Origin of the sequence: Kribbella orskensis, from assembly GCF_004342085.1 — a bacterium.
GTDB lineage: Bacteria > Actinomycetota > Actinomycetes > Propionibacteriales > Kribbellaceae > Kribbella > Kribbella orskensis.
Genome location: NZ_SLWM01000017.1, coordinates 1 through 26077 on the forward strand (window position 1 = coordinate 1; position 26077 = coordinate 26077).

Below are 26077 nucleotides of genomic sequence, written 5' to 3' on the forward strand. Positions count from 1 at the left end.
CCCAGGGTGCAGGCCCCGGCCCCAGGGCCCCAACACCCACAGCCCCACCAACACCCCTGACCTCCGCCAGCCAAAACCATTCCCCAACAGGCTCTTACAAGCTGCCAGTCGTCGGACAGACCGCCAGGGGCGCCTGCCGAACTGGCGAAACACCGCCCGGGAGCTGTCGGTCATACCGGCGCTCGCGGCTGGCGTGCCCAGGTGCGGCTTGCACAGCCGTTCAGGGGTTGACGCCGGAGCAGCAGGGTTGCCCGCCCAGAATCTCGGTGGGCTACCCCGGCTCTCGGGGGTTGACCCCCGAGAGGGCGGCGGATTCGGGCGCGGGGGTTGACCGGAACGCGGAGACCAGTACGCCGATACGCCGAGCGCAGGGGACACGGCGTACCGGCGTACTGGTTGCTCTGCGGGGTCAGCCGCGGGCTACGCCGTCCTGGCGGGCGGCATCGGCGACGGCGGCGGCGACGGCCGGGGCGACCCGGGGGTCGAACGGCGAGGGGATCACGTAGTCCGGGCGGAGGTCGTCGTCGGAGATGAGCGCGGCGAGGGCTTCGGCGGCGGCGAGCTTCATGCCTTCGGTGATGCGGGAGGCGTTCACGTCGAAGGCGCCGCGGAAGATCCCCGGGAACGCGAGCACGTTGTTGATCTGGTTCGGGAAGTCGGAGCGACCGGTGGCGACCACCGCGGCGTGCCGGTGGGCGATGTCCGGGTGGACCTCCGGGTTCGGGTTCGCCAGCGCGAAGATCATCGCCCCGGGCGCCATCCGCGCGACGGCCTCCTCGGGCACTGTGCCGCCGGAGACGCCGAGGAACACGTCGGCGCCATCGAGCGCGTCCACCAGCCGGCCGGACAGACCGCCGGTGTTGGTGTCCTTGGCCAGCGACAACTTCACCGGGTTCAGATCGGCCCGATCCTCCGACAGAACACCCTTGCTGTCGACAACGGCCAGGTCGCCGACGCCTGCCTGCAGGAGGATCCGCGCACACGCCACCCCGGCGGCACCCGCGCCCGAGATGACCACCCGGATGTCCTCGATGGACTTGTCGGTGAGCCGGAGGGCGTTGCGCAGAGCCGCCAGTACGACGACCGCCGTACCGTGCTGGTCGTCGTGGAAGACCGGGATGTCGAGGCGTTCCTTCAGCTTGCGCTCGATCTCGAAGCAGCGCGGCGCCGAGATGTCCTCCAGGTTGATGCCGCCGAAGGTCGGGGCCAGCCGGACGACGGTCTCGACGAACTCGTCCACATCGGTGCAGTCCAGCGCGATCGGCACCGAGTCGACGCCGCCGAACTCCTTGAAGAGAAGGGCTTTGCCCTCCATCACCGGCAACGACGCGGCCGGCCCGATGTCGCCGAGTCCGAGTACCGCGGTGCCGTCGGTGACGACGGCGACCACGTTGGACTTCCAGGTGTACTTGCGGACCAGCGACGGGTTCTCGGCGATCGCGGTACAGACCCGGGCGACGCCGGGGGTGTAGGCCATCGACAACTCGTCGGCGTTGGTGACGTGCACGGCCGAGGTGACCTCGATCTTGCCACCGACGTGCAGGTCGAACACCGGATCACCGGCGTACGGGTCGGAGGCGGAGTCGGACGGGAAGGCTTCGGCAACCATGGTGACCCTTCGATGAACAGCGGAGCGGAGACAAAGGCAGAGCGGCCCACCACGAAGGGTGGGCAAGCGGTTACAGGGAAGTGGGGGCTGGGGCGGTTCGATCGGGTGCGTCGAGCACCGCCATTGCCACTCGGGGGTCACCCGTGGCTACGAGTAAACCACAGGCGGCACTGGTCTGCTCTGTGAGCACCCCCACAAGGTCTTCACAGGGCCCGCGGATGCGGCGGGACGGTGACGATCGAGTCTCGGCGACCGTTACCAGCCGACAGGCACCTGCCTGCTGTGTCAGGATGCGGTCATTCCGGGCCGGTAACGTCTGGACCGGAGTTCCAGTACAAGTGTCGAGGAGTCCTAGCGATGAACATCGTCCCCACCCTCCGCAAGAGTAAGGTCATGGCCGCCGCCGCGTCGGTCGCCGTGTTCGCTCTCGTCCTTTCCGCGTGCGGCAGCGACGAACCGAGCAGTGGCGGAGGAGGCGAGGACAAGGCCGCGGCGGCCGGCATCACGCTGGTCAAGTCCGGCAAGCTCACCGTCTGCACGCACCTGCCGTACAAGCCGTTCCAGTACAAGGACGGCAACAAGGTCGTCGGCTTCGACGTGGACCTGCTCGACCTGCTCGCCAAGGACCTCGGCCTGGAGCAGGAGGTCGTCAACATCGAGTGGGCCCAGGTCACCTCGGGCGCCGCCTTCCAGGCGAAGAAGTGCGACATGGGCATGGGCGCGATGACGATCACGCCGGCCAGGCAGGCCGCGATCAGCATCACCGCGCCGTACATGGACGCCACCCAGGTGCTGCTGGTGAAGAAGGACGCCCCCTACAAGTCGCTGGAGGACCTGAAGGGCAAGAAGGTCGGGGTCCAGGCCGACACCACCGGTAAGGACTTCGCCGACGAGCAGGCCAAGAAGATCGGCTTCACGGTCGTCGTCTTCAACGACCTCGCACTGCAGGAGAACAACGTCAAGTCGGGTCGCGTCGACGCCGGCATCAACGACAACGGCGTGCTCTACGACTTCGTCAAGGAGAACCCGGACACCGCCGTCGCGGCCGAGTTCAACACCGGCGAGCAGTACGGCTTCGGCGCGCTCAAGGACGGCAGCGGCCCGAAGCTGGTGGAGAAGTTCAACACGCTGCTCACCTCGGCCCAGTCCGACGGCAAGTACAACGAGATCTACAAGAAGTGGTTCGGGGTTGAGCCTAAGAAGTGAGCGCACCGATCGACACCGTTGAGCGGAAGGGGCTGAGCCCGCGGCAGCGGGCTCAGCGCTCCCGCTGGATCCAGTACGCGATCCTGATCGCACTAGTCCTGGTGGCGGCCTTCACGGCCGACTGGTCCCAGATCGTCAGCGTCTTCTTCAAGCCGCAGTACATCAAGGCGGCATTCGAGGACGGTCTGCTCCAAGCCCTGGTCAAGACGCTGGAGTACACCGCCGGCGCCTTCGTAATCGGCCTGCTCGGCGGCACCCTGCTGGCGCTGATGCGGCTGTCCAGCGTCGGCCCGTACCGCTGGATCGCGACCGCCTACATCGAGTTCTTCCGGGGCCTGCCGGCCATCGTGGTGTTCATCGCGTTCAGCCTGCTGCCGCTCGCGTTCGAGGGTCTGACGATCCCGCTCGACCCGTACGGCGTGGTCTGGCTCGCGCTGGGCATCGTCGCCGCGGCGTACATGGCCGAGGTGATCCGGGCCGGCATCCAGGCGGTCCCGAAGGGGCAGATCGAGGCGGCCCGCTCGCTCGGCATGCCGTTCGGCCTGGCGACCCGGAAGATCGTGCTGCCACAGGCGTTCCGGATCGTGCTGCCGCCGTTGACGAACGACCTGATCCTGCTGGTGAAGGACTCGTCGCTGGTGTTCATCATCGGCACCAGCGCCGAGGCGTACGAGCTGACCGGGTTCGGCCGGGACCTGGCGAACACCTACGCCAACCTGACCCCGCTGGTCACCGCCGGCTTCTGCTACCTGATCATCACCCTGCCGCTGGGCATCCTGGTCCGCCGGCTCGAGGCGAAGGCTGCGAGGGCGCGCTGATGGCACTGGTGGAGATCAAGAACCTGCACAAGTCGTTCGGTACCAACCACGTCCTGCGCGGTATCGACTTCACCGTCGAGCAGCGCGAGGTGGTCTGCGTGATCGGGCCGTCCGGCTCGGGTAAGTCCACGCTGCTGCGCTGCGTCAATCTGCTGGAGGTCCCGGAGGAGGGCCAGGTGATCGTCCGCGGCGAGGACATCACCGACCGGGACTGTCACCTGGACGCCGCCCGCTCCCAGATCGGCATGGTGTTCCAGCAGTTCAACCTGTTCCCGCACCTCAACGTGCTGGCCAACTGCACGGTCGCCCAGACGACGGTGCTGAAGCGCAGCTCGGCCGAGGCCGAGAAGATCGCCCGGGCCAATCTGGACCGGGTCGGCCTGAACGACAAGGTGCTCGCCTACCCGATGCAGTTGTCCGGCGGACAGCAGCAGCGGGTCGCGATCGCCCGGGCGCTGTCGATGGACCCGCAGCTGATGCTGTTCGACGAGCCGACCTCGGCGCTCGACCCCGAACTCGTCGGCGATGTCCTGACGGTGATGCGCAAGCTCGCCCTGGACGGGATGACGATGCTCGTGGTCACCCACGAGATGGCCTTCGCCCGCGAGGTCGCGGACCGGGTCGTCTTCATGGACGCCGGCGTCATCGTCGAGCAGGGCCCGCCGGCCGAGGTGATCGGCAACCCGCAGCACAACCGCACCCGCAACTTCCTCGCCCGGGTGCTCAACCCGACCCACGTCGAACCGACGTAGGACGGGCGATTCCTCGAATCCGGGGCCGGTTCCGCTGGGCGGGACCGGCCCCAGCCGTTGTGACTGTGCAGAGAACGGCCGCACGGTGGAAGATGTAGGCGGTGGGCCGACCACAGCCCAGGAGATCAGCCCGCCAGGGAGGCACAGCACTGTGAGCAGCACCGGACGACCCGCCGAGGTTCACCTCAGCATTCCCGCGGACAGCGCCTACATCGCGGTCCCGCGGTCGGTGGTCGGCAATCTCGCGGCCCGCAACGACTTCACCGTGGACGCGATCGACGATCTGCGGATCGCGGTGGACGAGGCTTGCGCGCTGCTGCTCCCGCAGGCCGCCGACGGCGTGCTCGAACTGGTCTTCGCGATCGACCCGCCGCAGCTGACCGTCCGTACGTCGGCCGTCGTGCCGAACGGGTGGAAGCCGGACACCACGTCCTTCGGCTGGACCGTACTGACCGCACTGGTGGAGTCCGTCGTGGCCGAGACCGTCGACGGGCGGCTCACGATCACCGTGTCGGCGTCCGCCACCGCCTCGGAGAAGGCGTGACCGACGAACGACCCCTGGCCGAGCCCCAGGAACCTGACCTACGCACCCGCACTGCCAGCCTCTTCCAAGCCATGGCGTCCGCGACCCCTGGCGACCCCGCGCACATCCTGGCCCGCGACGGCCTGGTCTCGCTGCACATGCCGCTGGTGGAACACCTGGCCCGCCGCTTCCGCAACCGCGGCGAGCCGTACGACGATCTCGTCCAGGTCGCCACGATCGGCCTGATCAAGGCGGTCGACCGGTTCGACTCCGACCGCGGGGTGGAGTTCTCCACCTACGCGACCCCGACGATCCTCGGTGAGATCAAGCGGTACTTCCGGGACAAGGGCTGGGCGATCCGGGTCCCCCGCCGGCTGCAGGAGCTCCGGCTCTCGCTGACCGCGGCGACCGCGGAGCTGACCCAGGAGCGCGGCCGGGCCCCCACCGTCGCCGAGCTGTCCGACCGGCTGGGGCTGTCCCCCGACCTGGTGATCGAGGGCCTGGAGTCCGCGAACGCCTACAACACGCTGTCCCTGGACGCCCCGGACCAGAACGAGGCGGACGCCACGACCGTGCTGGACGGGCTCGGCGGCGAGGACGAGGCACTGGAGAGCGTGGAGTACCGCGAGTCGCTCAAACCGCTGCTGGCCCAGCTGGACACCCGGGAGAAGCGCATCCTGACGCTGCGGTTCTTCCGCGGCATGACGCAGTCCCAGATCGCAGAGGAGATCGGCATCTCCCAGATGCACGTCTCCCGCCTGCTCGCCCGCACCCTCACCGAACTCCGCACCGGCCTCCTCAAGGAGTGACACCGGCTGGAGCGGCCCTCAGGGCCCGGAGCTAGAGGACTGGACGGTCCTTGGTCGGATTGTCGGCCAAGGCCTCCATCGACACCTTCTGGAAGATCCCGACCAGTACCGCGACTGCCGCGATGGCCAGAATCACGGAAACGGGCTTGGTCGATCCACCCCAGAAGCTGACCGCCATCAGCAGTTGGATGAGCTGGGCGAACACGGCCGGCCCACGGCTCCAGGTGGACGTCCGGAACAGCCCACGAGCCACCAGCAGCAGCGCCCCGCCGTACAGCAGCAGGAAGGCGGCGGTGGTCAGCCCGAGAGTGAGCCTGTCGTCGCTGATCGTTATAGCTTCGACAATTCCGAGAACGGCGACCACGAGCCCTTCCCCAGCGACCACAGCCGAGGCTAGCTTGAGCGGGCGCGGAGCGGTGGACGGCGTGGATTCGGTCGGCACAACCGCAAGCCTAGTAGTAACCCGTCCAGGTCTGGTCGGCTCCTTCTTCCCCTGTGGTGAGGGCCATCGGCAGTGGACGGTGGGCGCGTGGGGACGACGACCTCTGCCCCCGGCACCCATCAGGGTCGGAGAACTTCAGCCCCACAGGGATTCGAGGTTTTGCGTAACCTCAGGGCCGTTCGATCGGTTACTTGCAGTGAACGGGTGATTGCTGGAAGCTCAGCTCGTCCGTATTGCGGACGCGGTGAACCGCTGTGCACCGGTTCGTAGTGTTAAGGAAGTGTTGTGATCGGATCGACAAGTCCAGAACCCTTGTTTCGTCAACCCGAGATTGGGAACATGGAGGCGTTCGTGAAAACGTTCACAACGCTTCGCACCACCCCCGTGCGAGTACAGGCGCGCTGATTGGGCACAGACCACCATCAGCGCAGACAAACTACTGAGAGAGATGGGATCCGCCATGGATTGGCGCCACCGGGCCGTTTGCCTCGATGAGGACCCGGAACTGTTCTTCCCCATCGGTAACACCGGGCCAGCGATCATGCAGATCGAGGAGGCCAAGCAGGTGTGCCGTCGCTGCGACGTGCGTGAGCAGTGCCTTGCCTGGGCGCTGGAAGCCGGCCAGGACCACGGTGTCTGGGGTGGCCTGAGCGAGGACGAGCGACGCGCTCTCAAGCGCCGCAACGCCCGCGCTCGCATCCGTACCGCCTGAGCAGACCACGACGCAGGCCCCGCGGGATCCGCGGGGCCTTTCGATTGCCAGTTCGACCCGGGCAGCGCGTTGTATCTGAAGAACTGTGGACAAGGACCCACGGCTGTTCAGGGATAACGACCCGGCTCACTCCTTCACCGGAACGTCGAGCACCACCGTCGTTCCGGGCCCGTCGTGGCGTGGGTGGAACTCCAGCACCCCGTCGAGCTCACCGATCACCAGGGTGCGCACGATCGACAGGCCGAGGTTGCCGGACGTCTCGGAGTCGAAGGTCTCCGGAAGCCCCTTGCCGTCATCGGTGACCACCACCCGCAACCGCCCGACCGAGCGTTGGGCGGCCAGTTCGATCCTGCCCGACGCGTCTCCACCCGCCCGGGTGCTGAACGCGTGCTCGACGGAGTTCTGCATCAGCTCGGTCAGCACCATCGCGAGCGGGGTCGCCACCTCGGAGTCCAGTACGCCGAAGCTGCCGGTCCGGCGGATCTCCACCTGGGTGGACACCGTCGACACGTCGGCCACCATCGCCGCCACCCGGTCCGCCACGTCGTCGAAGTCCACATGCTCGTCGAAGGACTCGGACAGGGTCTCATGCACGATGGCGATCGACCCGACCCGGCGGACGGCCTCGGCCAGCGCGGCCTGGGCTTCCGGCACGGTGATCCGTCGGCCCTGCATCCGGAGTAACGCGGCGACGGTCTGCAAGTTGTTCTTGACGCGATGATGAATCTCCCGGATGGTCGCCTCCTTGGTGACCAGTTCCCGCTCCCGGCTCCGCAGCTCCGTCACGTCGCGGAGCAGGATCAGCGCGCCGACGTGTTCGCCGTCGGCCCGCAGCGGGATCGCCCGCAGGAACAAGGTGGCCTCGGGATTCTCGATCTCGAGCTCCTTGGCCGCCCGGCCGGTGAGCACCGAGGCGAGCACGTCGTCCACCTTGCGGCCGCTGTGGATCAGCTCGGCGGTGATCTCCTTCAGCCGGCTGCCGACCAGGTCGGTGACGAGTCCCATCCGGCGGTACGCGGACAATGCGTTCGGGCTGGCGAACGTCACCATGCCGTGCCGATCGACCCGGATGCAGCCGTCCCCCACCCGGGGAGTCGTCGACAGCAGGCGTTCCCCGCCGTACGGGAAGATGCCGTCGGTGATCATCCGGGCCAGGTCGGTGGCGCTCTGCAGGTAGGCGATCTCCAGTCGGGACGGGGTCCGGACCCCCAGCAGGTTGGTGTTCCTCGCGATCACGGCGATCACCCGGGTGCCCCGGCGTACCGGGATCGTCTCGACCCGGACCGGGACGTCGTCGCGCCACTCGGGGTCGCCCTCGCGGCAGATCCGGCCGCCGTCGTACGCCTGGTCCAGCAGCGGCCTGCGGTCGCGCGGGATGAAGCTGCCGACGATGTCGTCCAGGTACGCCGTGGGTCCCGTGGTCGGGCGCATCTGCGCTCCGGCCCAGAAGCCGAGCCCCTCGATGTCGGGCAACCAGAGCACCAGGTCGGCGAAGGACAGGTCGGCCAGCATCTGCCAGTCGGAGACCAGCAGTTGCAGCCGGTCCAGGTCCGCCTGGTCCAGCGTCGTGTGGTTCCGCGCCACATCGGTCAAGGACGGCACGAGGTCGAGCCTAGGGCACGCGACGAGCCCGGGCCGGGCAGCAGGCTCGACAGATCTCGCGGATGGGTGTTGATTGAGCAGGTCCAAGTGAAAGGATGCATCGGTGGAGTCGACGTACTGGCAGGACGTGATGGCCGCGGACTACGCGGTACCGCGCGACCGTGCGCTGACCGACCTCACCGAGGAGCTTGTCCGTGGCCTGGCCAGTACGAACCCGCAGGTGCGGGACGCGCTGGCCTATCCGACGCTCGCCACCTGGCTCGAGCGCGGGATCTACGACGACCTGCTGCCCGGTTTCGGTGACGGTCTCTGCGCCGGACTCGCCTACGGGCTCGGGGAGGACGGCACCGATACGGTGTTCCGCCGCTCCTTCACCGCGCTCACGCTCGCGGAGGTGATCCACCGCGACAACGCCGAGTTCCTGGTGCACGACGAGGTGGTGATGCGCTGGGGCGACCGGCTGGCCACCTGGCTGCTGCGCGAACGCGACCTGCGGGGCTACGTCGCGGACTGCGGCTGGGCCCATGCCGTGGCGCACGGGGCGGACGCGATCGGCGCGCTGGCCCGCTCCCGTCACTGTGATGCCGGCGTACTGCGGGCGCTGCTGGACGTCCTCGCCGACCGGATCGTGAAGGACACGCAGTACCGCTGGGTGCACGAGGAGCACGACCGGGTCGCGCACGCGGTGATGACGGTCCTGCACCGCAACATGCTGACCAGCGACGAGCTCGAGCGCTGGCTGAAGCCGGTCGCGGCGACCGCGGCGCAGCAGCCGCTGATGCACGAGACGCTGCCCGAGTGGCCGACCCCGTCGGTCTTCAACGCCCGCGGTGTCCTGCACGTGCTGCTGAGCCAGCTCGCGATCGGGGTGAAGGGCTTCCCGATCCCCGGCGACGACGAGCTGTTCGGCCGGCCGATCGAGGCTCGCGCCGACATGCTGCTGATGCTCACCGAGGCCGTCCGGTCCTCCCAGCCGTACATCTACCGCCCGGCGGCCAACCAGACCTAGAGCTAGCTGTGGGTCACTCGCTCCTGGGCACGGCAACACTGGCGACCGCGGCCCGGTGGTCGCTGCCCTCGATCTCGTACGTCTTGAAGTTGCCCGGGGTGATCCCGTCCGTGACGAGCACATGGTCGATCTGGGTCCGGAACAACGCCGGGCGATCCGCTGGCCAGGTCCCCTGCAGACCGGCTCCCGCCGACGGCGCCACGCTCTTGCAGTCGGCCCTGAGCGCGCTCCGGAAGTCTGCATGGTCGATGGTCGCGTTGAAGTCGCCGGCCACGATCGTCGGCTGACCCGCTGCACACCAACGCTTCACCACCTGCAGGTCCTGCTTCCAGGTGGTCACCTCGGACGGCAGCGGCGGGTAGCCGTGGTACGCGATCAGCCGCAGGTTGCCGAGACTGCCGCCGGTGACGATCACGTGGCCGAACTGGGTGGTCGTCTGCGCGGTGTCCGTCGTACCGGGCTGCTGCGCGCTGACCCTGCTGGGGTCGAGCGTCTCGGACCGGAACTCGACCTCGCCGAGCGAGTCCGACACCAGCACGCTGGTCGCGCTCTCCACCGCCGAGTTCGCCTGCTGGGTGTAGCCGCGGTAGTGCAGGCCCTGCAGGTGTGACTCGATCTCCTGCCGTACGTCGGCCTGTGCCTCGGGCAACGACACCAGGTCGGGCTGCCGGAGCCGGATGATCTTGGCGACCTCACCGGCATCCGCTCCCCCGCCGAGCACGTTCGCCACCATGATCGTCAGCTCCCGGGTCCCCGGCGGTGGCGGCTCCGGGTCGGAGAGGTACCTCGGCGCTGTCAGCGCGCCACCGGTGACGGCGAGCAGGATGGTCAGCACAGCGGCGATCCGCCAGTTCCAGCGGAACAGCATGCCCATCCCCACCAGCAGAACGAGCACCAGCGCCTGCGGCCGGAACGCGACCAGCTGGGTGAAGGGGGTCACCTCGTCCAGCCCGTAGAGCTCGGGATAGAGCGGCAGGGCAACCACCAGCAGGAACAGAACGGACAGGACGACTCGCCGTACTTGCCATGCTCCTGCTGCGTCCATGGCCCACCCTGAATCTAGTTCGACGGAGGTCTAGTCGCTGTGCGTGGCTGAACGGTAGCGTTCGCCGTTGCGCCTGTGTCCCGAGGAGGTTGCTGTGTCCAAGCTGTCCGCGGTCAAGCCCGCGTACTGGATAGCCGGCGTTCTGCTGGCGTTGTCGATTGTCGTACCACTTCTAGTCTCCACCTACGCCAAGGACGAACCCCGATTGTGGGGGTTTCCCTTCTTCTACTGGTACCAGCTGCTCTGGGTGTTCATCTCCGCTGCGACGGTGAGCATCTGCTACCGGCTGGTGATGGGCGTGGAACGGAAACGCCGGGCGGCCCAGGGGCTCGACGGCGCGGCAGGCAAGGAGGGTGACCTGTGAACGACGTCGACTGGGTTCAGCTGATCATCGTCATCGTCATCTTCGCCGCGGTCACGGTGATGGGCTTCATGGCTGCCCGCTGGCGCCGCACCGGTGAGCTCGACAGCCTCGACGAGTGGGGTCTGGGCGGCCGGGGCTTCGGCACCTTCATCACCTGGTTCCTGCTGGGTGGCGACCTCTACACGGCGTACACGTTCGTCGCGGTGCCGGCGGCGATGTACGCGACCGGCGCGATCAGCGGCTTCTTCGCGGTGCCGTACACGATCGTGGTCTACCCGATCATCTTCATCTTCATGTCCCGGCTCTGGTCGGTCTCGCACCGCAACGGCTACGTGACCCCGGCGGACTTCGTCGGCGGCCGCTACGGCAGCCGCGGCCTCTCGCTGGCGGTCGCGGTGACCGGCATCCTGGCGACGATGCCGTACATCGCGCTGCAGCTGGTCGGCATGCAGGCCGTCTTCGAGACGATGGGCCTCGGTGGCGACAACACCCTGGCCAAGGACCTGCCGCTGCTGATCGCGTTCGCCGTACTGGCGGCGTACACGTACTCGTCCGGTCTGCGCGCGCCGGCCATGATCGCCTTCGTCAAGGACGGGCTGATCTACCTCGTCATCGCGGCCGCGATCCTCTACCTGCCGGGCCAGCTCGGCGGCTGGGACAGCATCTTCGACGCCGCGAAGACGAAGATGGAGACGACCAACCCGGCCACCGGGAAGCCCACCGGGTCGTTCATCCCGGGCGAGGCGGGCTACTCGGCGTACTGGACGCTGGCGCTCGGTTCCGCGCTGGCGCTGTTCATGTACCCGCACTCCGTCACCGCCGTGCTCTCGACGAAGAACCGCAACGTCGTACGGCGGAACGCCGCGATCCTGCCGGCGTACTCGTTGCTGCTCGGGTTGCTCGCGCTGCTCGGCTTCATGGCGATCAAGGCGAACGTCAACGTGAAGGGCCTGGACGGACTGGCGAACCCGCAGCTGGCGATCCCCCGGCTGTTCGACCAGGAGTTCCCGGCCTGGTTCGCCGGCATCGCCTTCGCCGCGATCGCGGTGGGCGCGCTGGTCCCGGCCGCGATCATGTCGATCGCCGCGGCGAACCTGTTCACCCGCAACATCTACCGCGACTTCCTGAAGAAGGACGCCACCCCGGCACAGGAGGCCAAGGTCTCGAAGCTCGCGTCGCTGCTGGTGAAGTTCGGCGCGCTCATCTTCGTGCTCGGGATGGACAAGACGATCTCGCTCAACCTGCAACTGCTGGGCGGCATCTGGATCCTGCAGACGTTCCCGGCGATCGTGGTCGGTCTGTTCACCCGGTGGTTCCACCGCTGGGCGCTGCTGGCCGGCTGGGCGGTGGCGATGGTGTTCGGCACGATCTCGGCGTACAACGTGATCAACCCGGCGACCAAGAAGCACTTCGGTGGGTCGCTGGCGAACATCCCGTTCACCGAGACCCAGGTCTACATCGGCCTGACCGCGTTCGGGATCAACCTGATCGTGACGATCGTGCTGACGCTGATCCTGCGAGCGCTCAACGTGCCCTCTGGTGAGGACGCGACGCACTCGACGGACTACCTGGCCGACGCGGGCGATCCGGGCGTCAAGGACCTCCCCGAGCTCCTCGACGAGGATGGTGCGGCTCCGGCCAGGTCCTGACCGCACGGCTTCTCGCGGCCCCTCTCTCCGGTACGCCGGGGAGAGGGGCCGCGGTGCTTTGTCGACCCACCGTTACGGATTGCGGTTATGTCGACACGCTGGGAGGTTTCGGGATTCGGGGGATGCGGCGATCGGCGCGGCAGAATCGCCAAGATGTTGCTGGTCTTCCTCATCATGCTGCTCGCCGCGGTCGCGGCGCTGCTGACTGGTGGCCGCTTCACCCGCCTGGCCGACAACACCCTCACCGGAGTCCACTGGCTCGCCGCGGCCGCCACAGGGCAGCTCCTCGGCTCTGTGACGGGCGGAATCGCCTACCCCGTCGGGCTGATCGGGTCAGCCGTCTGCATCGGCGTCTTCCTCCGGCTCAATGTGTTCCGTCCCGGTGTCGCGCTGCTGGCCGTGGGCTTCGGAGCCAACGCTCTGGTCGCCGCCCTGAACGGCGCGATGCCCGTCTCCGTGGCAGCCCTGGAACGGGCCGGCCTCGACCGCTTCGTGGAAGACCCGCGCCACGAGCTGTCCGGAGTACAGACCCTGCTTCCCTGGCTGGGAGACGTAGTACCGGTCGCGCTGCCGGGAAACGGTCAGGCGGTCAGCCCGGGCGATGTACTGATCGCCGCCGGCGCCGGCCTCCTCCTCTACGCGGGCATGGGCGGCACCGGCCGGGCCCCGGTGGAAGAACCACCCACCTGGTCCGCCCTAGAAGCGAAAACCGCGCCCGACAACGCGCCGCAGTGACTCGACCACCACAGGGTCGTACTCCGCCCCGATCCCCAGCCCGATGCTCTCCATCGCCTTCGCCGCGCTCTGCCCACTACCTTCACCAGCGAGCTGCTCATACGCCAGCGCAATATTGACGATCCCGCTCTCGACCGGGATGTCGGAGTTGTTGGCCCGCCCCTGCCGGTACGGATCGTTCGAGTGCCGCACGATCTCCGCGACGTGGTCCAGCACTCCGGACCGCTCGATGATCGAGGCCCCTATCTCGGCCGCCTGCTGCCGCTCCTCCCGGTTCCGCAACAAGGAAGCCCCACCAGGACTGGGGTCCGCCAACGCCAACTGTCCGACCCCGGACAGCAAGGCTGCATACTCCAACGCCTCCATCCGCGCCGGCGTCAGTCCCAGATCGTTGCCGATGGCAATGGCCAGCTGAGCCGTCCGCGCGTTCTGACCCGGACTGCTGAACCCGGCGATCTCCGTACTGCGGGCCATCGACCGCACGGTGGCCCGGTAGGTCCGCTGCGCCGACGCGAACCGGCGGAACGCGAACTGCGTCAGCAACAACGGCACAATGATCAGCGGCGGCGCCCACAGGCCAACCAGAGAGGTGCAAGAGGCCAGCAGCACCCCGCTGATACCCATGCCCAGCCCGATCCGTGCCAGCACCACCAGCTCATCGCGCAGTGCGGCCGGAAATGGCCTGTTGAAAGCCTCGGTCGCCTGCCCCGCGCCGACCAGCGCGTCGCTGATCCCGGCGGTGAGCACAGCCAGGAACATCGCGGCGGTGAGCGGTAGCGCGTGGGACCAGGTGCCGTCCCACTGCATGTCGTTTGGAATCACCGCGGAGAAGGCGGCTGTGGCGGCGGCCACCGACAGAACGCGGCGGGCCGAGATCACCACCTCCCAGCGAAGTCCCGCCACCACGCGAGGAACGAGGCCGGCGATGGTGGCAATGGTGACAACGGCAACCACCTGCGCGACATCGGGCGGTACGCCGACCTCGGGTCCCCGCAGCATCGCGTAGCCGAGCGCGGCGCTGGTGGCGATCGGAGCACGGTTGCGACTCCGGTCCACCCTGAACTGAACCATCTCGCCGACGGAGATCAGGACGCCGAATGTGATCGCGAAAGACCAGCCGGTGAGGCCGCGCTCGATCGTCAGGATCAGTGCGGCCAGGCCGAGGGTGGCCGCGGCGAGAACGATGGCAACACCGCTACCCGAGACCCTGACCTGGTAGCTTTGGCTGGTTGCGTTCATCAAGCGATCGGACCCGCCGCTGAACCAGAGGCGCCGCCACCACTGCCGAGGCTCAGGTCGTCGTGATCGACGTTGGCCTGCACGTTGCCGTCCGGTGCCGGCTGATCGACGGCGGCCTTCCAGCCCTTGGCCCGGATCACCTGCACGAACGCGTCGACCAGCTCGGGATCGAAGTGGGTGTGGCGGTCCTGGACCAGGATCGCCAGGGTCTCCTCCACCTCCCGTGCGGGCCGGTACGAACGGGTCGAGGTCAGACAGTCGAAGGCGTCGACAATGCCGATGATGCGGGCGAAGTACGGGATGTTCTTGCCGGCCAGACCGGCCGGATAGCCACTGCCGTCGTACTTCTCGTGGTGGTGCAGCACCGCCGACTTCACTTCCTCGAGGAAGGGGATGTTGCCGATCAGCTCGACGCCTCGTGCGGGGTGCAGCCGGATCGCGTCCATCTCGGCGTCGTCCAGGCGCCCCGGCTTGCGGATGATGCTGGTCGGCACCCCCACCTTGCCGACGTCGTGCAGCAGGCCGGCATGCTCGAGCGCGCTCTGCCGCTCATCGCTGAGCTGGAGCTGGCGCCCCAGTATTCCGACTCCTTCACTGACCCGCTCGGAATGACCGCGGGTGTAAAGGTCCTTGGTCTCGATCACCTGGATGAAAGCTCGCATGGTCGCGGCCTGCGCAGTCTTCTCCGCCTCATACTGCGACAGTGCCCACCGGGCGAGGACCAGCGGGCCGAGGATCAGCACACCCGCGAAGATGTTCAGGCCGCCGAGCCACACCACAGCCATCGACAGGCCCAGCAGACCGTAGCCCAGGACCGGGATCGCGGTGGTGCGCACCACGTGCCGGAAGAACTCCCCGACACCGCCCGGCCCGCGTTCGAGGATGAGGACCATCGATACGAGCAGTGCGTTGACCATCTGCAGCACGATGCTGGCCGCGGTGGTCGCGATGAGCGCGTCGGGTACCCGGTCGAAGACCTCTTTCCCCACCGGGCCGTCCAGGGCCGCATAGGCGACCGCAGCACCGGCAGCGGACAGGACGCGCTGGGCGCTGTTGAAGATGAGTTTGATCTTGGGCGCCGGCGCCTGAATCAGGGAGGCGACTGCCGCGACGATGACGGCCGCCGCGGGGCCCGCGATCACGTACACGGCGACAAGGACCACCGAGACGAGTTCGATCTGTCGCTGGGTGTGGACCGAGCGCAACGAACTCGCGATGAGAGCAACCAGACACAGCCCCGCCACCACGAGACCGTTCTGGACCTCAAACAGGGCGAACACCAACGTGGCGATGGCAAGGGCTGCTGTCAACGCGACAACAAGCCATAGTGCCCTGGCACGTGGGCGCCACGTCATGTCATGCCCCTCCATGCCAGAAGGATCACCAGTCCCAGACGTCACCGAACATAGTACGTCACCTCCGATCAGCGGTCGCGGTCTTGTGTCCGCCATGGTGCGGGCACAGGGGGGCAGACAGCACATCGCTGACTAGAACTAATTTTGCTCATCAGGACTGCGCCGAAACACTGTAAGCCAGACCGTGACTCGCCGCACGATGCTCATGCCCGCGTTCTGGTATGAGAGACTGTGACTCTTTGCAGTTGTTACAAGGAGGCTTTCAAATGGGCAAGACCGGCCGCAAGCGTCGCGCACGCAAGAAGAAGGGCGCGAACCACGGCAAGCGCCCCAACGCCTGAGTCAGGCGGCTACGTACAGCGAGGACCCCGGGTAAAAAACCGGGGTCCTTGCAATTTGGTCACATGTCACAACAAGGCCAATAATCCCACTGGTTCGTATACCCAGTGCAGCAGACTGAGTACTCACCGCTAATCTGTCGAAACGCAATTCGTCAGCGACCAAACACGGATCGACATGAATTGTTCCGCCGGTCTCATCCCCCGCGGTCCGGCCTTCCAGAGATCCCGCCTGTGGACGACCGCCGCCCGGACCGGGCCTTCGTCCGTACAGTTAGCCGGTGGGATGGGGTCCCTGGCTACTGGATCCATCGTCGAGCAGGCAGGACCGGAGGTGAGTCGATGTCGGTGTCGTTCGGTGAGTTGCTGCGCAGCCACCGACGCTCGGCCGGTCTGACCCAAGCCGGGCTGGCTGAACTGGCGAACCTCAGCGAGCAGGCCATCAGCCTCCTCGAGCGCGGCACCCGACGCCGGCCACGGACCGAAACGATTGAGGCACTGGCCGACGCGCTCGGCCTCGATGATCAGGCGGTCAGCCTGTTCACCCGTGCCGCGCAGGCCGGCCGCAAGACTCTGGAGCGAGCATCGGGCGCATCGATCCCGGCGCCCGGCTCCGGCGTCATACGCCAACTTCCGCCCGCGTTGTCCGACTTCACCGGTCGTAGCCGGGAAGTCGACCTTCTCGTCCGGACGCTGACCGTCGTCGACGAGCGGCCGGGGACGGTTCAGATGGTCGCGGTGACAGGGATGGGCGGGGTCGGCAAGACGTCGCTGGCGGTGTACGCCGCCCACCTCGCCGCCGACAACTTCCCGGACGGCCAGATCTACCTGGATCTCCGGGGCTACGGCCCGGGTGCTCCACTCAGCCCCGGTGAGGCGCTCATCCAGTTGCTGCGATCGCTGGGCGTCGACGACAGGACTGTTCCTGAAGGCACCAACGAGGCCGCGGCCGTCTACCGGTCACACCTGGCCGGCCGGCGGCTCCTGATCCTGCTCGACAACGCCAACAGGGCGGGGCAGGTCATCCCGCTGCTTCCAGGCGCGCCGGGCTCGGCGGTCATCGCCACCAGTCGTCGTGCGCTGACGACGCTGCCCGGCTTCCGGCAGGTCAGTCTCTCGCCACTTTCCGACGCGGATTCTGTTGAACTGCTGTCGAAGATCGCCGGGGATGCGCGGGTCGCAGCCGAAGGTGCCGCGGCCCGTACCATCGCCGAACTGACCGGCCGGCTGCCACTCGCCGTCCGCCTCATCGGTGCGCGGCTCGCGGCCCGTCCGACCTGGCCGATCGAGCACATGGTGGGCCAGCTGCAGGACGAACACCGGCGACTCGACGAGTTCGGCACCGGAGAATCCGGAGTCCGCGCGAACATCGCCGGCTCGGTCGAGTTTCTGGCCGGCAGCGATGAGGACCTGGACATCCGGGCCGCGGCGGCACTGGTGCTGCTCGGCCTGCCGAACGGATCCGACCTGACCACGATCACAGCCGCCCAGCTGCTCGACAGCTCCGAAGCCGCCGCCGAGCCAGTGCTGGAGAGGCTCGTCGACCTCAACCTGCTCGAGTCCGTTGCTCCAGGCCGTTACCGGCTCCACGACCTGATCCGAGCCTATGCGCGCGAACGCGCGAGTCAACACCTCTCCGAGGGCGCGAGGGAGGACGCGTTGGCGCGGGTGCTGAAGCTCTACACCGGCGTGGCCTGGCGATGTCAGGAGCTGACCCACCCCGACAGCCGAAGGCTCGCGATGGCAGGCAGGCCGAGCCGCTCCCTGCCGGCGCTACCCGAGGCCTCGATTGCTCTGACCTGGCTGGACAACGAGCGATCCAACCTTCTCGGTGCGTTCCACCAGGCGCGCCAGTCAGCAGGGCTGCGCGGATATGTTCCGGAGCTCGCCCTGGCCCTCTTCGGCTACTTCATCGTCAACCTGCGCTGGTCCGAGATGCGCGCGATCGACCAAGTGGGCCGAGAGGTGGCGGCCGAGCTCGGCTATCAACGGCTCGCCGCATGGCTCGAGCATGATCTGGCGATTCCCGACGTCGAGCGGGGCGACCTCGGGCCGTCGCAGGCTCACTTGCTGCGAAGCCTGGAACTCTTCCAGGCCATCTCGGATCTGGCCGGCCAGGCACGCTGCTGCTCCTCCCTGAGCCACATCACGGAGCTGATGGGGCGACTCGACGAGGCTGTCGAATGGGGCGAGCGAGCTCTCGTCCTCAGTCTGCGGATCGGCGATCAGAGCGTCGAGGGAATCAGCTACATGGCGCTGGGGACTCTGCACGTGCGCCGGGGCGAGCATGAAATGGCCCAGCAGAGGTTCGATCTGAGCATCGCGCTGGCCGAGAAGGCAGGGAACCTCCGCTCGCTGTCGAGGCGATACCAGTACGTCGGCCAGGCCTACCTGGGCGGTGGCCTGAACGCCCTCGCGGAGCAGGCCCTTCTCAAGAGCCTCGAGGTCTTGGTCGAACTCGACGACCAGAACGCGGCAGCGGAGACGTTGCAACACCTCGCAACCAACCACCTGGCCGTCGGGGACCACACGGCCGCAACCGAACGCGCCGAAGCCGGCCTGCAGTTGGCACGCGCCAATGGCAACAAACTGCGCGAGGGCCGCCTGCTGATCGTGCTAGGCAAGATCAGTGCCGCCAAGGACGACCTGCCAGCGGCTCGTTCGCTCTGGCGGCAGGCCGCGGATGTACTTCGTCCTCTGTCCCCCAATGACGAAGCCGCCGCCCTCCAACTCCTTGCCGACCACGAGGACGGACGGCGGTACGACCCCTCGGCCTCCGCGGAGAACTGAGGTCAGTCGGTGGTAGTGATTTCGGCTCGGACCTGGTGGCCACCGGCCACTACGCAGAGCAAGCCGGTGATCTGGCCCGTGCCTATGGCAACTACCAGCGCGCGGGCATCATCCCCGAGTGAACCAGGCAAGGCCAAAACCGATGCCCCATGACGCACAGGGAACGGCGCGCCCTGAGACGAAGTCCGCCCCAGAACGCACCAGACCACCGGGTCGATCTGTCGGTTAGCGACGGCGAGGTTCGCCGTCCCACGTGCCCCGATTTTCTCGGAACCAGCACCAGCTCCGATCGCATTCCCAGCCCTCGGGCTTCGCCCGGTAGCCGGGCGGCTCGGTGGGCGACAGCGTGACGCGTTCCTTCATGGCGGACTCCCCTTGCTACGGATAGCACCGGATGTGGAGTTAGTGCAGGTCACCTTGCTCCGGATTGCTTTGGTCCCAACGAGCGGCCGCCACAACCAGTCTGGGGTGATACCTGCCGACCACTATGTGAGTCCGGCAAGGTCAGCACCAGCGACAACTAGTACAACTACCCATACAACGGTCTGTTGAGGGAGAGTCCACATCCCTCGTGGAGCAGACCAGCGCGGAAGCCACCCCGCTCGGCGGAGTTGGGCTGGATCAAGATCACGCACGTCCACCAGGCCCCTCAGAATCGCGCGGAACGCAGTACAGCGTCCTTTGGCGCACGGAGGTCTAGCCTCGGGTTCTTCCTGACATCAGTCCGGCGGCAACGGTCCGGCGCCCGCTCGGAGGCTGGGTGGGTCCTAGTCGGTGGTGGTTATTTCGGCTCGGACCTGGGTGATGCGGAGGAGGATCTTCTGGCGGAGGGCCTCGGGGGCGTGTTCGTCGCCGCAGGAGCGGTGGACGAGCTTCTTCACGCAGCGCTCCAGGTCGTACTGGTCGAGGCAGGGGGCGCACTCTTCCAGGTGCTGACGGATCTCGTCATTGCTGGCGTCTTCGAGCTCGTTGTCGATGAAGACGTAAACACGCTGCAGGATCTCACTGCAGTCCACGTCGTGGTGCTCGCCGCAGCTCACGACTCCTCCTCCTCAGCGGTCGCCGCGGACTCGGTCGCGGCTGTCTTGTCCTCGTCCGAGGCGGGGATCAGGCCCCGCTCGCGGGCGTAGTCGGCCAGCAGCTCGCGCAGCTGACGCCGGCCACGGTGCAATCGGGACATCACGGTACCCACCGGCGTCCCCATGATCTCCGCGATCTCCTTGTAGGCAAATCCCTCGACGTCGGCCAGGTAGACGGCCAGCCGGAAGTCGTCCGGGATCGACTGCAGAGCCGACTTCACGTCGGAGTCCGGCAGGTGCTCGAGAGCCACTGCCTCCGCCGACTTCAGTCCACCGGGAGTGTGCGACTCGGCGGCGGTGAGCTGCCAGTCCTCGATCTCCTCGGTGGGCGACTGCGTGGGCTGACGCTGCCGCTTGCGGTACCCATTGATGAAGGTGTTCGTCAGGATCCGGTACAGCCACGCCTTCAGGTTGGTGCCGGGCGTGAACTGGTGGAAGGAGCTGTACGCCTTAGCGAACGTGTCCTGGACGAGGTCCTCGGCGTCGGACGGGTTGCGCGTCATCCGCATGGCCGCGGCGTACATCTGGTCAAGGAAAGGCAGGGCCTCGCGCTCGAAGCGCTCGGTCCGCTGCTCGGGTGTCTCGGTGGTCGTCGGAGTCGGCATCGTGATCGAGAATACCGGTGTCTTCCCAGTAGTCCGCGCGGGAGCCACACTCGTTGCCGTCATGTTCATCACAACAAGCTGCCGAGCGGGGTCATTCCCCGTCCCGCGAGCTCATCCGGTCTAGCTCGGTTGGACCGGTTCAGCCGGACACTTCCCGGGTCACCCACTCGAAAACTGCCTCGACCAGCAGCTCGAAGCTCTCGTCCTGGGTGAGCTCCGCCCGCTTCGGCACCTTGAACGAGTGGTCGGCATCCGGGACGACTGCCATCTCCGTGAGCGGCGGGAACTCCTCGGGCAATCCGAACGGGTCTTTCTCCCCCTGCACGACCAGCGTCGGCAGCCGCGCCGCCTGGAGTTCGTCGACCCGCGTCTTTTCCGGCTTGCCCGGCGGATGCAGCGGGAACGACAGAGCCAGTACGCCGGACGCTCCCAGGCCGGCGGCGGTCCGGCAGGCCACCCGGGCTCCGGCGCTCCGTCCTCCCAGCACCAAGGGGGTCCTGATCCGGAGCTGGCCGATGATCGCGATCCAGGCCTCGTCGAGAATCTTCGGCGCCGGCGCGAGCTTCTTCCCGGCGCGGCGCCAGGGCTGCTCGATCAGGAACACGTTGACGTCCTGCTTCGGCAGCCGCGCGGCCAGCGCGGCCAGGTCGCCGGCCTCGATCCCACCCCCGGCCCCGTGACCGAGCGCGAGCGTCGCCACCGGTCGCCGGGCCCGGTATGCCACGATCCGGGCCTCACCGTGCGGCGTCGCCACTATCCGTTCATCGGTCACGGGCCCCATCCTGTCATTCCGGGGCTACCGATCACGTCGCCACGACCACGTGTCCGGCCCTCAGAAGAGGGTGATCTCCTCCGGCTCGTCCGGCTTGTCGATCGGATCGACACCGTCGGGCGGCAACGGGTCCACCAAGTGGGGGCCGTTGTTCTTCACCGAGTTCACTGCTTTGGAGACGGCGTAGGCCTCCAGCCGGCCTGGCGCGGCGGGCACCAGCAGGTCGAGCAGTTCGTCCGGATCCGAGCTGAGGGGATCCAGCCACGCGTTGTAGCGCTCCGGCTCCACTAGTAGTGGCATCCGGTCGTGGATCCGGCCCAGGTCGTCGGTCGCGGTGGTGGTCAGCACGGTGCAGGTCCACAGCCAGGCCTCGTCCAGCTCCGGGTCGGCTACTGCCTTGTTGCGCCAGATCTCGTACAGCCCGGCCATGGCCAGCACTCCGCCGTCGGCCGGACGGATGAAGTACGGCTGCTTCACGGGCTTGCCGTTGACCTTCTGCTCCGACGCGTACCACTCGTAGTACCCGTCGGCCGGCAGGATGCAGCGCCGTACGGCGAAGGCCTTCTTGAAGGCCGGCTTCTCGGCGACGGTCTCCATCCGCGCGTTGATCAGGCGGCTGCCGATCGAGACGTCCTTCGCCCAGGACGGCACCAGGCCCCACTTCACCGTGGTGAGCTTGCGCACCACCTCGTCCGGCTGGTCCCGGTTCTTCCGCTCGACGACGGCGATCACCTCGTCGGTGGGCGCGACGTTGTAGTTGTCCGGCAGCTCCTGCACGGACTCCTTCACGTTGCCCGCCTCGATCTCGAATTCGACCACCAGATCGGCCGGATCCCGGCTGGACGCATATCTGCCACACATAGCTCGCAGCCTAGTCATCGCCGCCGGCAAACTCCCGTACTGCGAGCCCGCCCGGTGGGTCCGCGAGCAAGAGCCAAGGAGAAGGACAGCGACGGCGGATCGCCTACCCCGTGATAGGCGATCCGCCGCCGGTTCGGTGCGCCCGGTCGTCCCCCTGTCGGCGACCGGACGCAGGTCCTCAGGCGGGTCGTGCCAGTTCGTCCAGCACGCGGCCGGCCCACTGCTCGGAGGCCGGCAGGCCCTCGATCCAGATCCGGGCCAGCTGTGGTTCATCGGTGTCCAGGCGCCACTGGGTGATCAGGGCTCGGACCGTCTCGACCTGCTCCGGCAGATTCGGCTCGCGATCGACGAGCGCCGCCGCGCGGTGCGAGCCGACGCGCCCCAGTACGTCACCGCCGCAGAAGACGATGCGCAGGCACTCCGCGACGTCGATGAGCCGGAGCTCACGGTCCACGGCCGACGTACCCGCCGGATTGAGCGGTTCGACCACCACCAGTGCGTGGGTCGCCGGCACGGAAGTTCCACTGAGTTCTGCCTCCCGGTAGATCTCGCCGAGCCGGGACCGCAGGTGTGCCAGGCTGGACAGCCCGGTCAGCGGGTCCTCGCAGGACAGCGAGTGCAGATAGATGAGTGACGCCTCGGCCCAGCTGGAACTGAGTGCGCGTACCGCCGCGAAAGCCGGCTCGCCCCCGGCGATCGAGCGGTACAACGCACCCAGCCCATCAAGTGCCTCGAGCAACGAGACTCCGTCGTCCGCCAAACGGCGGCCGACCTCGTCACTCGCAGGCACGACATCGGCACCGTCACGCAGGGCCTCGGCGATCGCGAGATAGGCACTGCGGCCGGTACCAGCTGTGCCGTGCGGCTCCCTCCTTCCGCGCGGTTGTTCAGGTGACGACGCTTCCGGCCGGTCCCGGGCGAGCGACCCCGCCAGGTTCAGGGACCGGATGGGGCGCGGGTCGAGCCGTCGGCGGATGTCCGCGAACAGCGACATGTGCCCTCCCCAGGTGGTCCCTTCGTCTCCCGACCGGGTGGCCGGAAGCGTCGTTCTGGGAGAGAGACAGCGCCGTGATGCGTTCATGACGCGGATTTCAGGAACTTTTTTCGCGTAACCTCGGCACCGTCGCCGTCGTCATGAAAGGTGCGCGGAAGCGTCCCTCATGGAAACCTTGATCCCGGCAACCAAGTGACAGACGGTGACGAAGTGGTGACAGACGCAGGGGGCAGCGCGATGGAGACGCCGGAAGGACCGAGCGACGCCGAGCTGATCGCGCGCGTCCGCAACGGCGACCTCGAGGCGTACGGCGAACTCTTCGGCCGTCACCACCACGCCGCCGAGCGGATGGCGCGCCAGCTCGTCCCGCCGAACGACGCCGACGACCTGGCCGGCGATGCCTTCGCCAAGGTGCTCGACGCCCTGCGCAACGGCGGCGGCCCGGACATCTCCTTCCGGGCGTATCTGCTCACAACCGTCCGCCGGGTCCACGTCGACCGGATCCGCGCGGGCAAGAAGGTCCAGACGACGGACGACATCGCGGCGTACGAGCGGGAGCCGGAGACCTTCGACGACCCGACGGTGACGGGATTCGAGAGCGGTGCCGCGGCCAAGGCGTTCGCCTCGCTGCCGGAGCGCTGGCAGGCCGTTCTCTGGCACACCGAGGTGGAAGGCGAGAAGCCCGCGGCCATCGCGCCGCTGCTCGGCCTGACCGCCAACGGCGTCTCTGCGCTTGCCTACCGCGCCCGTGAGGGTCTGCGACAGGCCTACCTGCAGCAGCACCTGGCCGATGTCGCCGGGGACCGCTGCCGCTGGACCACCGAGCGTCTGGGTGCCTACGTCCGCGGCGGCCTCACCAAGCGCGAGAACCGCAACGTCCGGGAGCACCTGGACGACTGCGCCAAGTGCACCGCGGTCTACCTGGAGCTCGTCGAGATCAACAGCGCGCTGCCGGCGCTGCTCGCCCCAGCCCTGCTCGGTACTGCGGGCCTGGGCTACCTGGCCGCCGCCTCCGGCGCCAAGGTCGGCTTCGTCGGCTTCGTGGCCACCGGCTGGAGGAAGGCCACCGAGAACAGCACCCGTACTGCGGTCGGCGCCGGCACCGTCGTCGTGACGGTGGCCGCCGTGCTCGCAGCCATCGCGCTGACCGGCAACGAGACTCCCCCGGCGGCGATCGACAAGCCACCGGCCCAACAGCCGACCCAGCCTCCGGCGAACCCGCCCACGGCCAAACCACCGACAGCCAAGCCGCCAACCGTGAAGCCACCGGTGGTTCCGCCGACGCAGCCGCAGCCTGAGACGACCGAGCTGGCTGAGCCGACGACCGCTCTTTCGACCACCGCACCCACGAGCGAGCCGCCGACGCCTACTCCGACACCGGTTGAGCCGACGACGCCGATCTTCGACGAGGGGCTGCTGACGATCAGCGCGCCGCAGGGAGGTGGAGCACCCGGGGGTGCAGCGCCCTTCGGTGCCCGGGTCGCGACAGCGGAGGCCTCGGAGTCCGCGGCGGCTGCGCAGTGGCTGCTCACCATCAAGGTCCCGGCGAACAACACGAAGCCGGTGACCATGGGGATCAGGTACGGCAATGCCCTGGGTTGGCCGGTCAGCGGCGACCCGGCGGGATGGACCTGCGTCCGCGCGGCCGACGGCAAGAGTGGCAGGTGCACGGCGGAGAACCCGAGCACGCCGGCCACGATGCCGCTCAGCTTCACGGACCCGACCGGCGGATCGGTGGCGGACCGCACGTTCACCGTCTCGGCCAAGGCGGGCCGGCTCTACGACGACGACTCAGAGACCCAGACGGCACCGCCGCGCACGGACGAGAACCTGCTGAAGATCGGCGTCCGCAAGACCGACCAGGACGTGTACTACCGCACCCTCACGGTTGCCCCCGGCACCGATCGGACCGCGGTCACGCTGAAGATCCAGTACGGCGCGGCGCTGGCCTGGCCGGTCAAGGGCACCCCGGCCGGGTGGAAGTGCACCCCGTCGGCGAAGACCTGTGCTGCGCTCAACCCGGCGCGACCGGCTCCCCTGTACGCCGAGTTCGCCGTACCGGATGGGTCTTCCGCGGCGCGCACGTACTCGGTGAGCGCGACGGCCGGGCTGGTCAGCGACACGGACTCCGAGACCTTGGCGGGGATCCGGGCGGACGAGTCCCTGCTGCAGATCCTCACGCCGGACCCGAAGCACGACCCGAACCTGTTCGTCTACAACCGCTTCCTGAAGATCAGCGGAACCACCGGCCCGGTCACCCTGGAGATCTCCTGGGGCCGCAACCTGAGCCTGCTCTCGTCCCTCCATCGAGGCTGGACCTGCTCCCGCTCAACCGACAGCCGCCGAGCCACCTGCACCACCGACCACTACACAAGGCCCCTGAACACCGAATGGGCCTCCTGGCCAGGCAGCGGCCCGTCCAACACAATCACCGTAAAAGCCACCACCCCCTCCCGCCACGACACCGACACCGCCCCCATCCCACCCACCCCCTCCCGCCGCTGACCAACCGGCTCCGCCTCGGCGCCGTACAAGGAAAGGGTTTTGCCTGAGCTGCGGTGGACCCCTACGCTGGGACCTGTTCGCGGTGATGGAACCGAGTAGCGCCGTTCACCCGTGCAAGAGAGAGTCGCCGGCAGCTGGGAAGGCGACGCACGGATCGGTCGTGAAGACACTCCTGAGCGAATGAGACGCAAGAGGCCGGACCACTAAGGTCCGGTGAAGGTGTGGTGGCACCGCGAGATTCCCCTTCGCCCACACCTCCGGGGT

The 26077-nt window shown here is 67.8% G+C and carries 24 protein-coding genes; 13 read left to right on the forward strand and 11 right to left on the reverse strand.

The features are described 5' to 3' along the window. Positions 1-409 precede the first annotated feature (409 nt). Positions 410-1609 (reverse strand): NAD(P)-dependent malic enzyme, encoded by a 1200-nt coding sequence (locus tag EV644_RS32130; RefSeq protein WP_132193063.1) that lies wholly within the window; start codon positions 1607-1609, stop codon positions 410-412. Between the two features lie 357 nt (positions 1610-1966). Here EV644_RS32130 and EV644_RS32135 point away from each other — a divergent pair, with 357 nt between their 5' ends. The 5 genes from EV644_RS32135 (at position 1967) to EV644_RS32155 (ending at position 5717) form a co-directional block, all read left to right on the forward strand. Then, positions 1967-2815, forward strand: a complete 849-nt coding sequence (locus tag EV644_RS32135; RefSeq protein ID WP_132193065.1) for an ABC transporter substrate-binding protein — start codon at positions 1967-1969, stop codon at positions 2813-2815. Next, positions 2812-3633: an amino acid ABC transporter permease gene (locus EV644_RS32140; protein WP_199240116.1), complete on the forward strand. Its 822-nt coding sequence runs from the start codon at positions 2812-2814 to the stop codon at positions 3631-3633. Before EV644_RS32135 ends, EV644_RS32140 begins: the two co-directional genes overlap by 4 nt. After that, the gene (locus tag EV644_RS32145; protein WP_132193067.1) at positions 3633-4385 is read left to right on the forward strand and encodes an amino acid ABC transporter ATP-binding protein; all 753 of its coding nucleotides are present in this window, start codon (positions 3633-3635) and stop codon (positions 4383-4385) included. The genes EV644_RS32140 and EV644_RS32145 overlap by 1 nt, the downstream gene beginning before the upstream one ends. A 151-nt stretch (positions 4386-4536) precedes the next feature. Then, positions 4537-4929, forward strand: coding sequence for an ATP-binding protein (locus tag EV644_RS32150; protein ID WP_132193069.1), 393 nt, complete (start codon positions 4537-4539; stop codon positions 4927-4929). Continuing rightward, on the forward strand, positions 4926-5717 hold the full coding sequence (locus tag EV644_RS32155) for an RNA polymerase sigma factor SigF (protein ID WP_132193071.1): 792 nt from the start codon (positions 4926-4928) through the stop codon (positions 5715-5717). The genes EV644_RS32150 and EV644_RS32155 overlap by 4 nt, the downstream gene beginning before the upstream one ends. Before the next feature lie 31 nt (positions 5718-5748). Here the strand turns inward: EV644_RS32155 and EV644_RS32160 are convergent, their stop codons facing one another. After that, on the reverse strand, positions 5749-6159 hold the full coding sequence (locus EV644_RS32160; protein WP_132193073.1) for a hypothetical protein: 411 nt from the start codon (positions 6157-6159) through the stop codon (positions 5749-5751). A gap of 460 nt (positions 6160-6619) precedes the next feature. Between EV644_RS32160 and EV644_RS32165 the strand changes: the two genes are divergently transcribed. Beyond that, a complete protein-coding gene (locus EV644_RS32165; RefSeq protein WP_012922773.1) occupies positions 6620-6871 on the forward strand; it encodes a WhiB family transcriptional regulator in 252 nt (83 codons plus the stop codon). 126 nt (positions 6872-6997) lie between these two features. Here EV644_RS32165 and EV644_RS32170 read toward each other — a convergent pair whose 3' ends face one another. Continuing rightward, positions 6998-8473, reverse strand: a complete 1476-nt coding sequence (locus EV644_RS32170; protein WP_132193075.1) for a sensor histidine kinase — start codon at positions 8471-8473, stop codon at positions 6998-7000. Between the two features lie 103 nt (positions 8474-8576). Here EV644_RS32170 and EV644_RS32175 point away from each other — a divergent pair, with 103 nt between their 5' ends. Further along, positions 8577-9482 (forward strand): DUF2785 domain-containing protein, encoded by a 906-nt coding sequence (locus EV644_RS32175; RefSeq protein ID WP_132193077.1) that lies wholly within the window; start codon positions 8577-8579, stop codon positions 9480-9482. Positions 9483-9495: 13 nt separating this feature from the next. On the opposite strand, the gene EV644_RS32180 is transcribed toward EV644_RS32175, so the two are convergent. After that, positions 9496-10527: an endonuclease/exonuclease/phosphatase family protein gene (locus EV644_RS32180; RefSeq protein ID WP_132193079.1), complete on the reverse strand. Its 1032-nt coding sequence runs from the start codon at positions 10525-10527 to the stop codon at positions 9496-9498. Between the two features lie 94 nt (positions 10528-10621). Here EV644_RS32180 and EV644_RS32185 point away from each other — a divergent pair, with 94 nt between their 5' ends. The 3 genes from EV644_RS32185 to EV644_RS32195 all read left to right on the forward strand — a co-directional run bounded on the left by EV644_RS32185 (position 10622) and on the right by EV644_RS32195 (position 13275). After that, the gene (locus EV644_RS32185) at positions 10622-10891 is read left to right on the forward strand and encodes a DUF3311 domain-containing protein (protein ID WP_132193081.1); all 270 of its coding nucleotides are present in this window, start codon (positions 10622-10624) and stop codon (positions 10889-10891) included. Beyond that, entirely contained in the window at positions 10888-12540 is a 1653-nt protein-coding gene (gene mctP, locus EV644_RS32190; protein ID WP_132193083.1) for a monocarboxylate uptake permease MctP, read from the forward strand. The genes EV644_RS32185 and mctP overlap by 4 nt, the downstream gene beginning before the upstream one ends. 153 nt (positions 12541-12693) lie before the next feature. Continuing rightward, the gene (locus tag EV644_RS32195; protein WP_158292980.1) at positions 12694-13275 is read left to right on the forward strand and encodes a DUF5317 family protein; all 582 of its coding nucleotides are present in this window, start codon (positions 12694-12696) and stop codon (positions 13273-13275) included. On the opposite strand, the gene EV644_RS32200 is transcribed toward EV644_RS32195, so the two are convergent. Next, positions 13237-14514, reverse strand: a complete 1278-nt coding sequence (locus EV644_RS32200; protein ID WP_132193085.1) for an HD-GYP domain-containing protein — start codon at positions 14512-14514, stop codon at positions 13237-13239. The two genes, EV644_RS32195 and EV644_RS32200, sit on opposite strands and share 39 nt — an antisense overlap. Beyond that, on the reverse strand, positions 14514-15965 hold the full coding sequence (locus EV644_RS32205) for an HD-GYP domain-containing protein (protein WP_241999069.1): 1452 nt from the start codon (positions 15963-15965) through the stop codon (positions 14514-14516). The genes EV644_RS32200 and EV644_RS32205 overlap by 1 nt, the downstream gene beginning before the upstream one ends. Before the next feature lie 170 nt (positions 15966-16135). Between EV644_RS32205 and EV644_RS48210 the strand changes: the two genes are divergently transcribed. After that, a complete protein-coding gene (locus EV644_RS48210) occupies positions 16136-16210 on the forward strand; it encodes a 50S ribosomal protein bL37 (RefSeq protein ID WP_369759046.1) in 75 nt (24 codons plus the stop codon). A gap of 339 nt (positions 16211-16549) precedes the next feature. Beyond that, the gene (locus tag EV644_RS32210; RefSeq protein ID WP_132193087.1) at positions 16550-18997 is read left to right on the forward strand and encodes a helix-turn-helix domain-containing protein; all 2448 of its coding nucleotides are present in this window, start codon (positions 16550-16552) and stop codon (positions 18995-18997) included. 767 nt (positions 18998-19764) lie between these two features. On the opposite strand, the gene rsrA is transcribed toward EV644_RS32210, so the two are convergent. From rsrA to EV644_RS32235, 5 genes are all read right to left on the reverse strand, one after another. Next, positions 19765-20037, reverse strand: a complete 273-nt coding sequence (gene rsrA, locus EV644_RS32215; protein WP_132193089.1) for a mycothiol system anti-sigma-R factor — start codon at positions 20035-20037, stop codon at positions 19765-19767. Beyond that, on the reverse strand, positions 20034-20681 hold the full coding sequence (locus EV644_RS32220) for a sigma-70 family RNA polymerase sigma factor (RefSeq protein WP_132193091.1): 648 nt from the start codon (positions 20679-20681) through the stop codon (positions 20034-20036). Before EV644_RS32220 ends, rsrA begins: the two co-directional genes overlap by 4 nt. 139 nt (positions 20682-20820) lie before the next feature. Next, positions 20821-21462, reverse strand: coding sequence for an alpha/beta hydrolase family protein (locus EV644_RS32225; RefSeq protein WP_132193093.1), 642 nt, complete (start codon positions 21460-21462; stop codon positions 20821-20823). A gap of 51 nt (positions 21463-21513) precedes the next feature. Beyond that, positions 21514-22314, reverse strand: a complete 801-nt coding sequence (locus tag EV644_RS32230; protein ID WP_132193095.1) for an SOS response-associated peptidase — start codon at positions 22312-22314, stop codon at positions 21514-21516. A 178-nt stretch (positions 22315-22492) separates the two neighbouring features. Then, positions 22493-23308, reverse strand: coding sequence for a hypothetical protein (locus tag EV644_RS32235; RefSeq protein WP_132193097.1), 816 nt, complete (start codon positions 23306-23308; stop codon positions 22493-22495). Between the two features lie 213 nt (positions 23309-23521). Between EV644_RS32235 and EV644_RS32240 the strand changes: the two genes are divergently transcribed. After that, entirely contained in the window at positions 23522-25813 is a 2292-nt protein-coding gene (locus tag EV644_RS32240; RefSeq protein ID WP_132193099.1) for a sigma-70 family RNA polymerase sigma factor, read from the forward strand. The last annotated feature ends 264 nt before the right edge of the window (positions 25814-26077 follow it).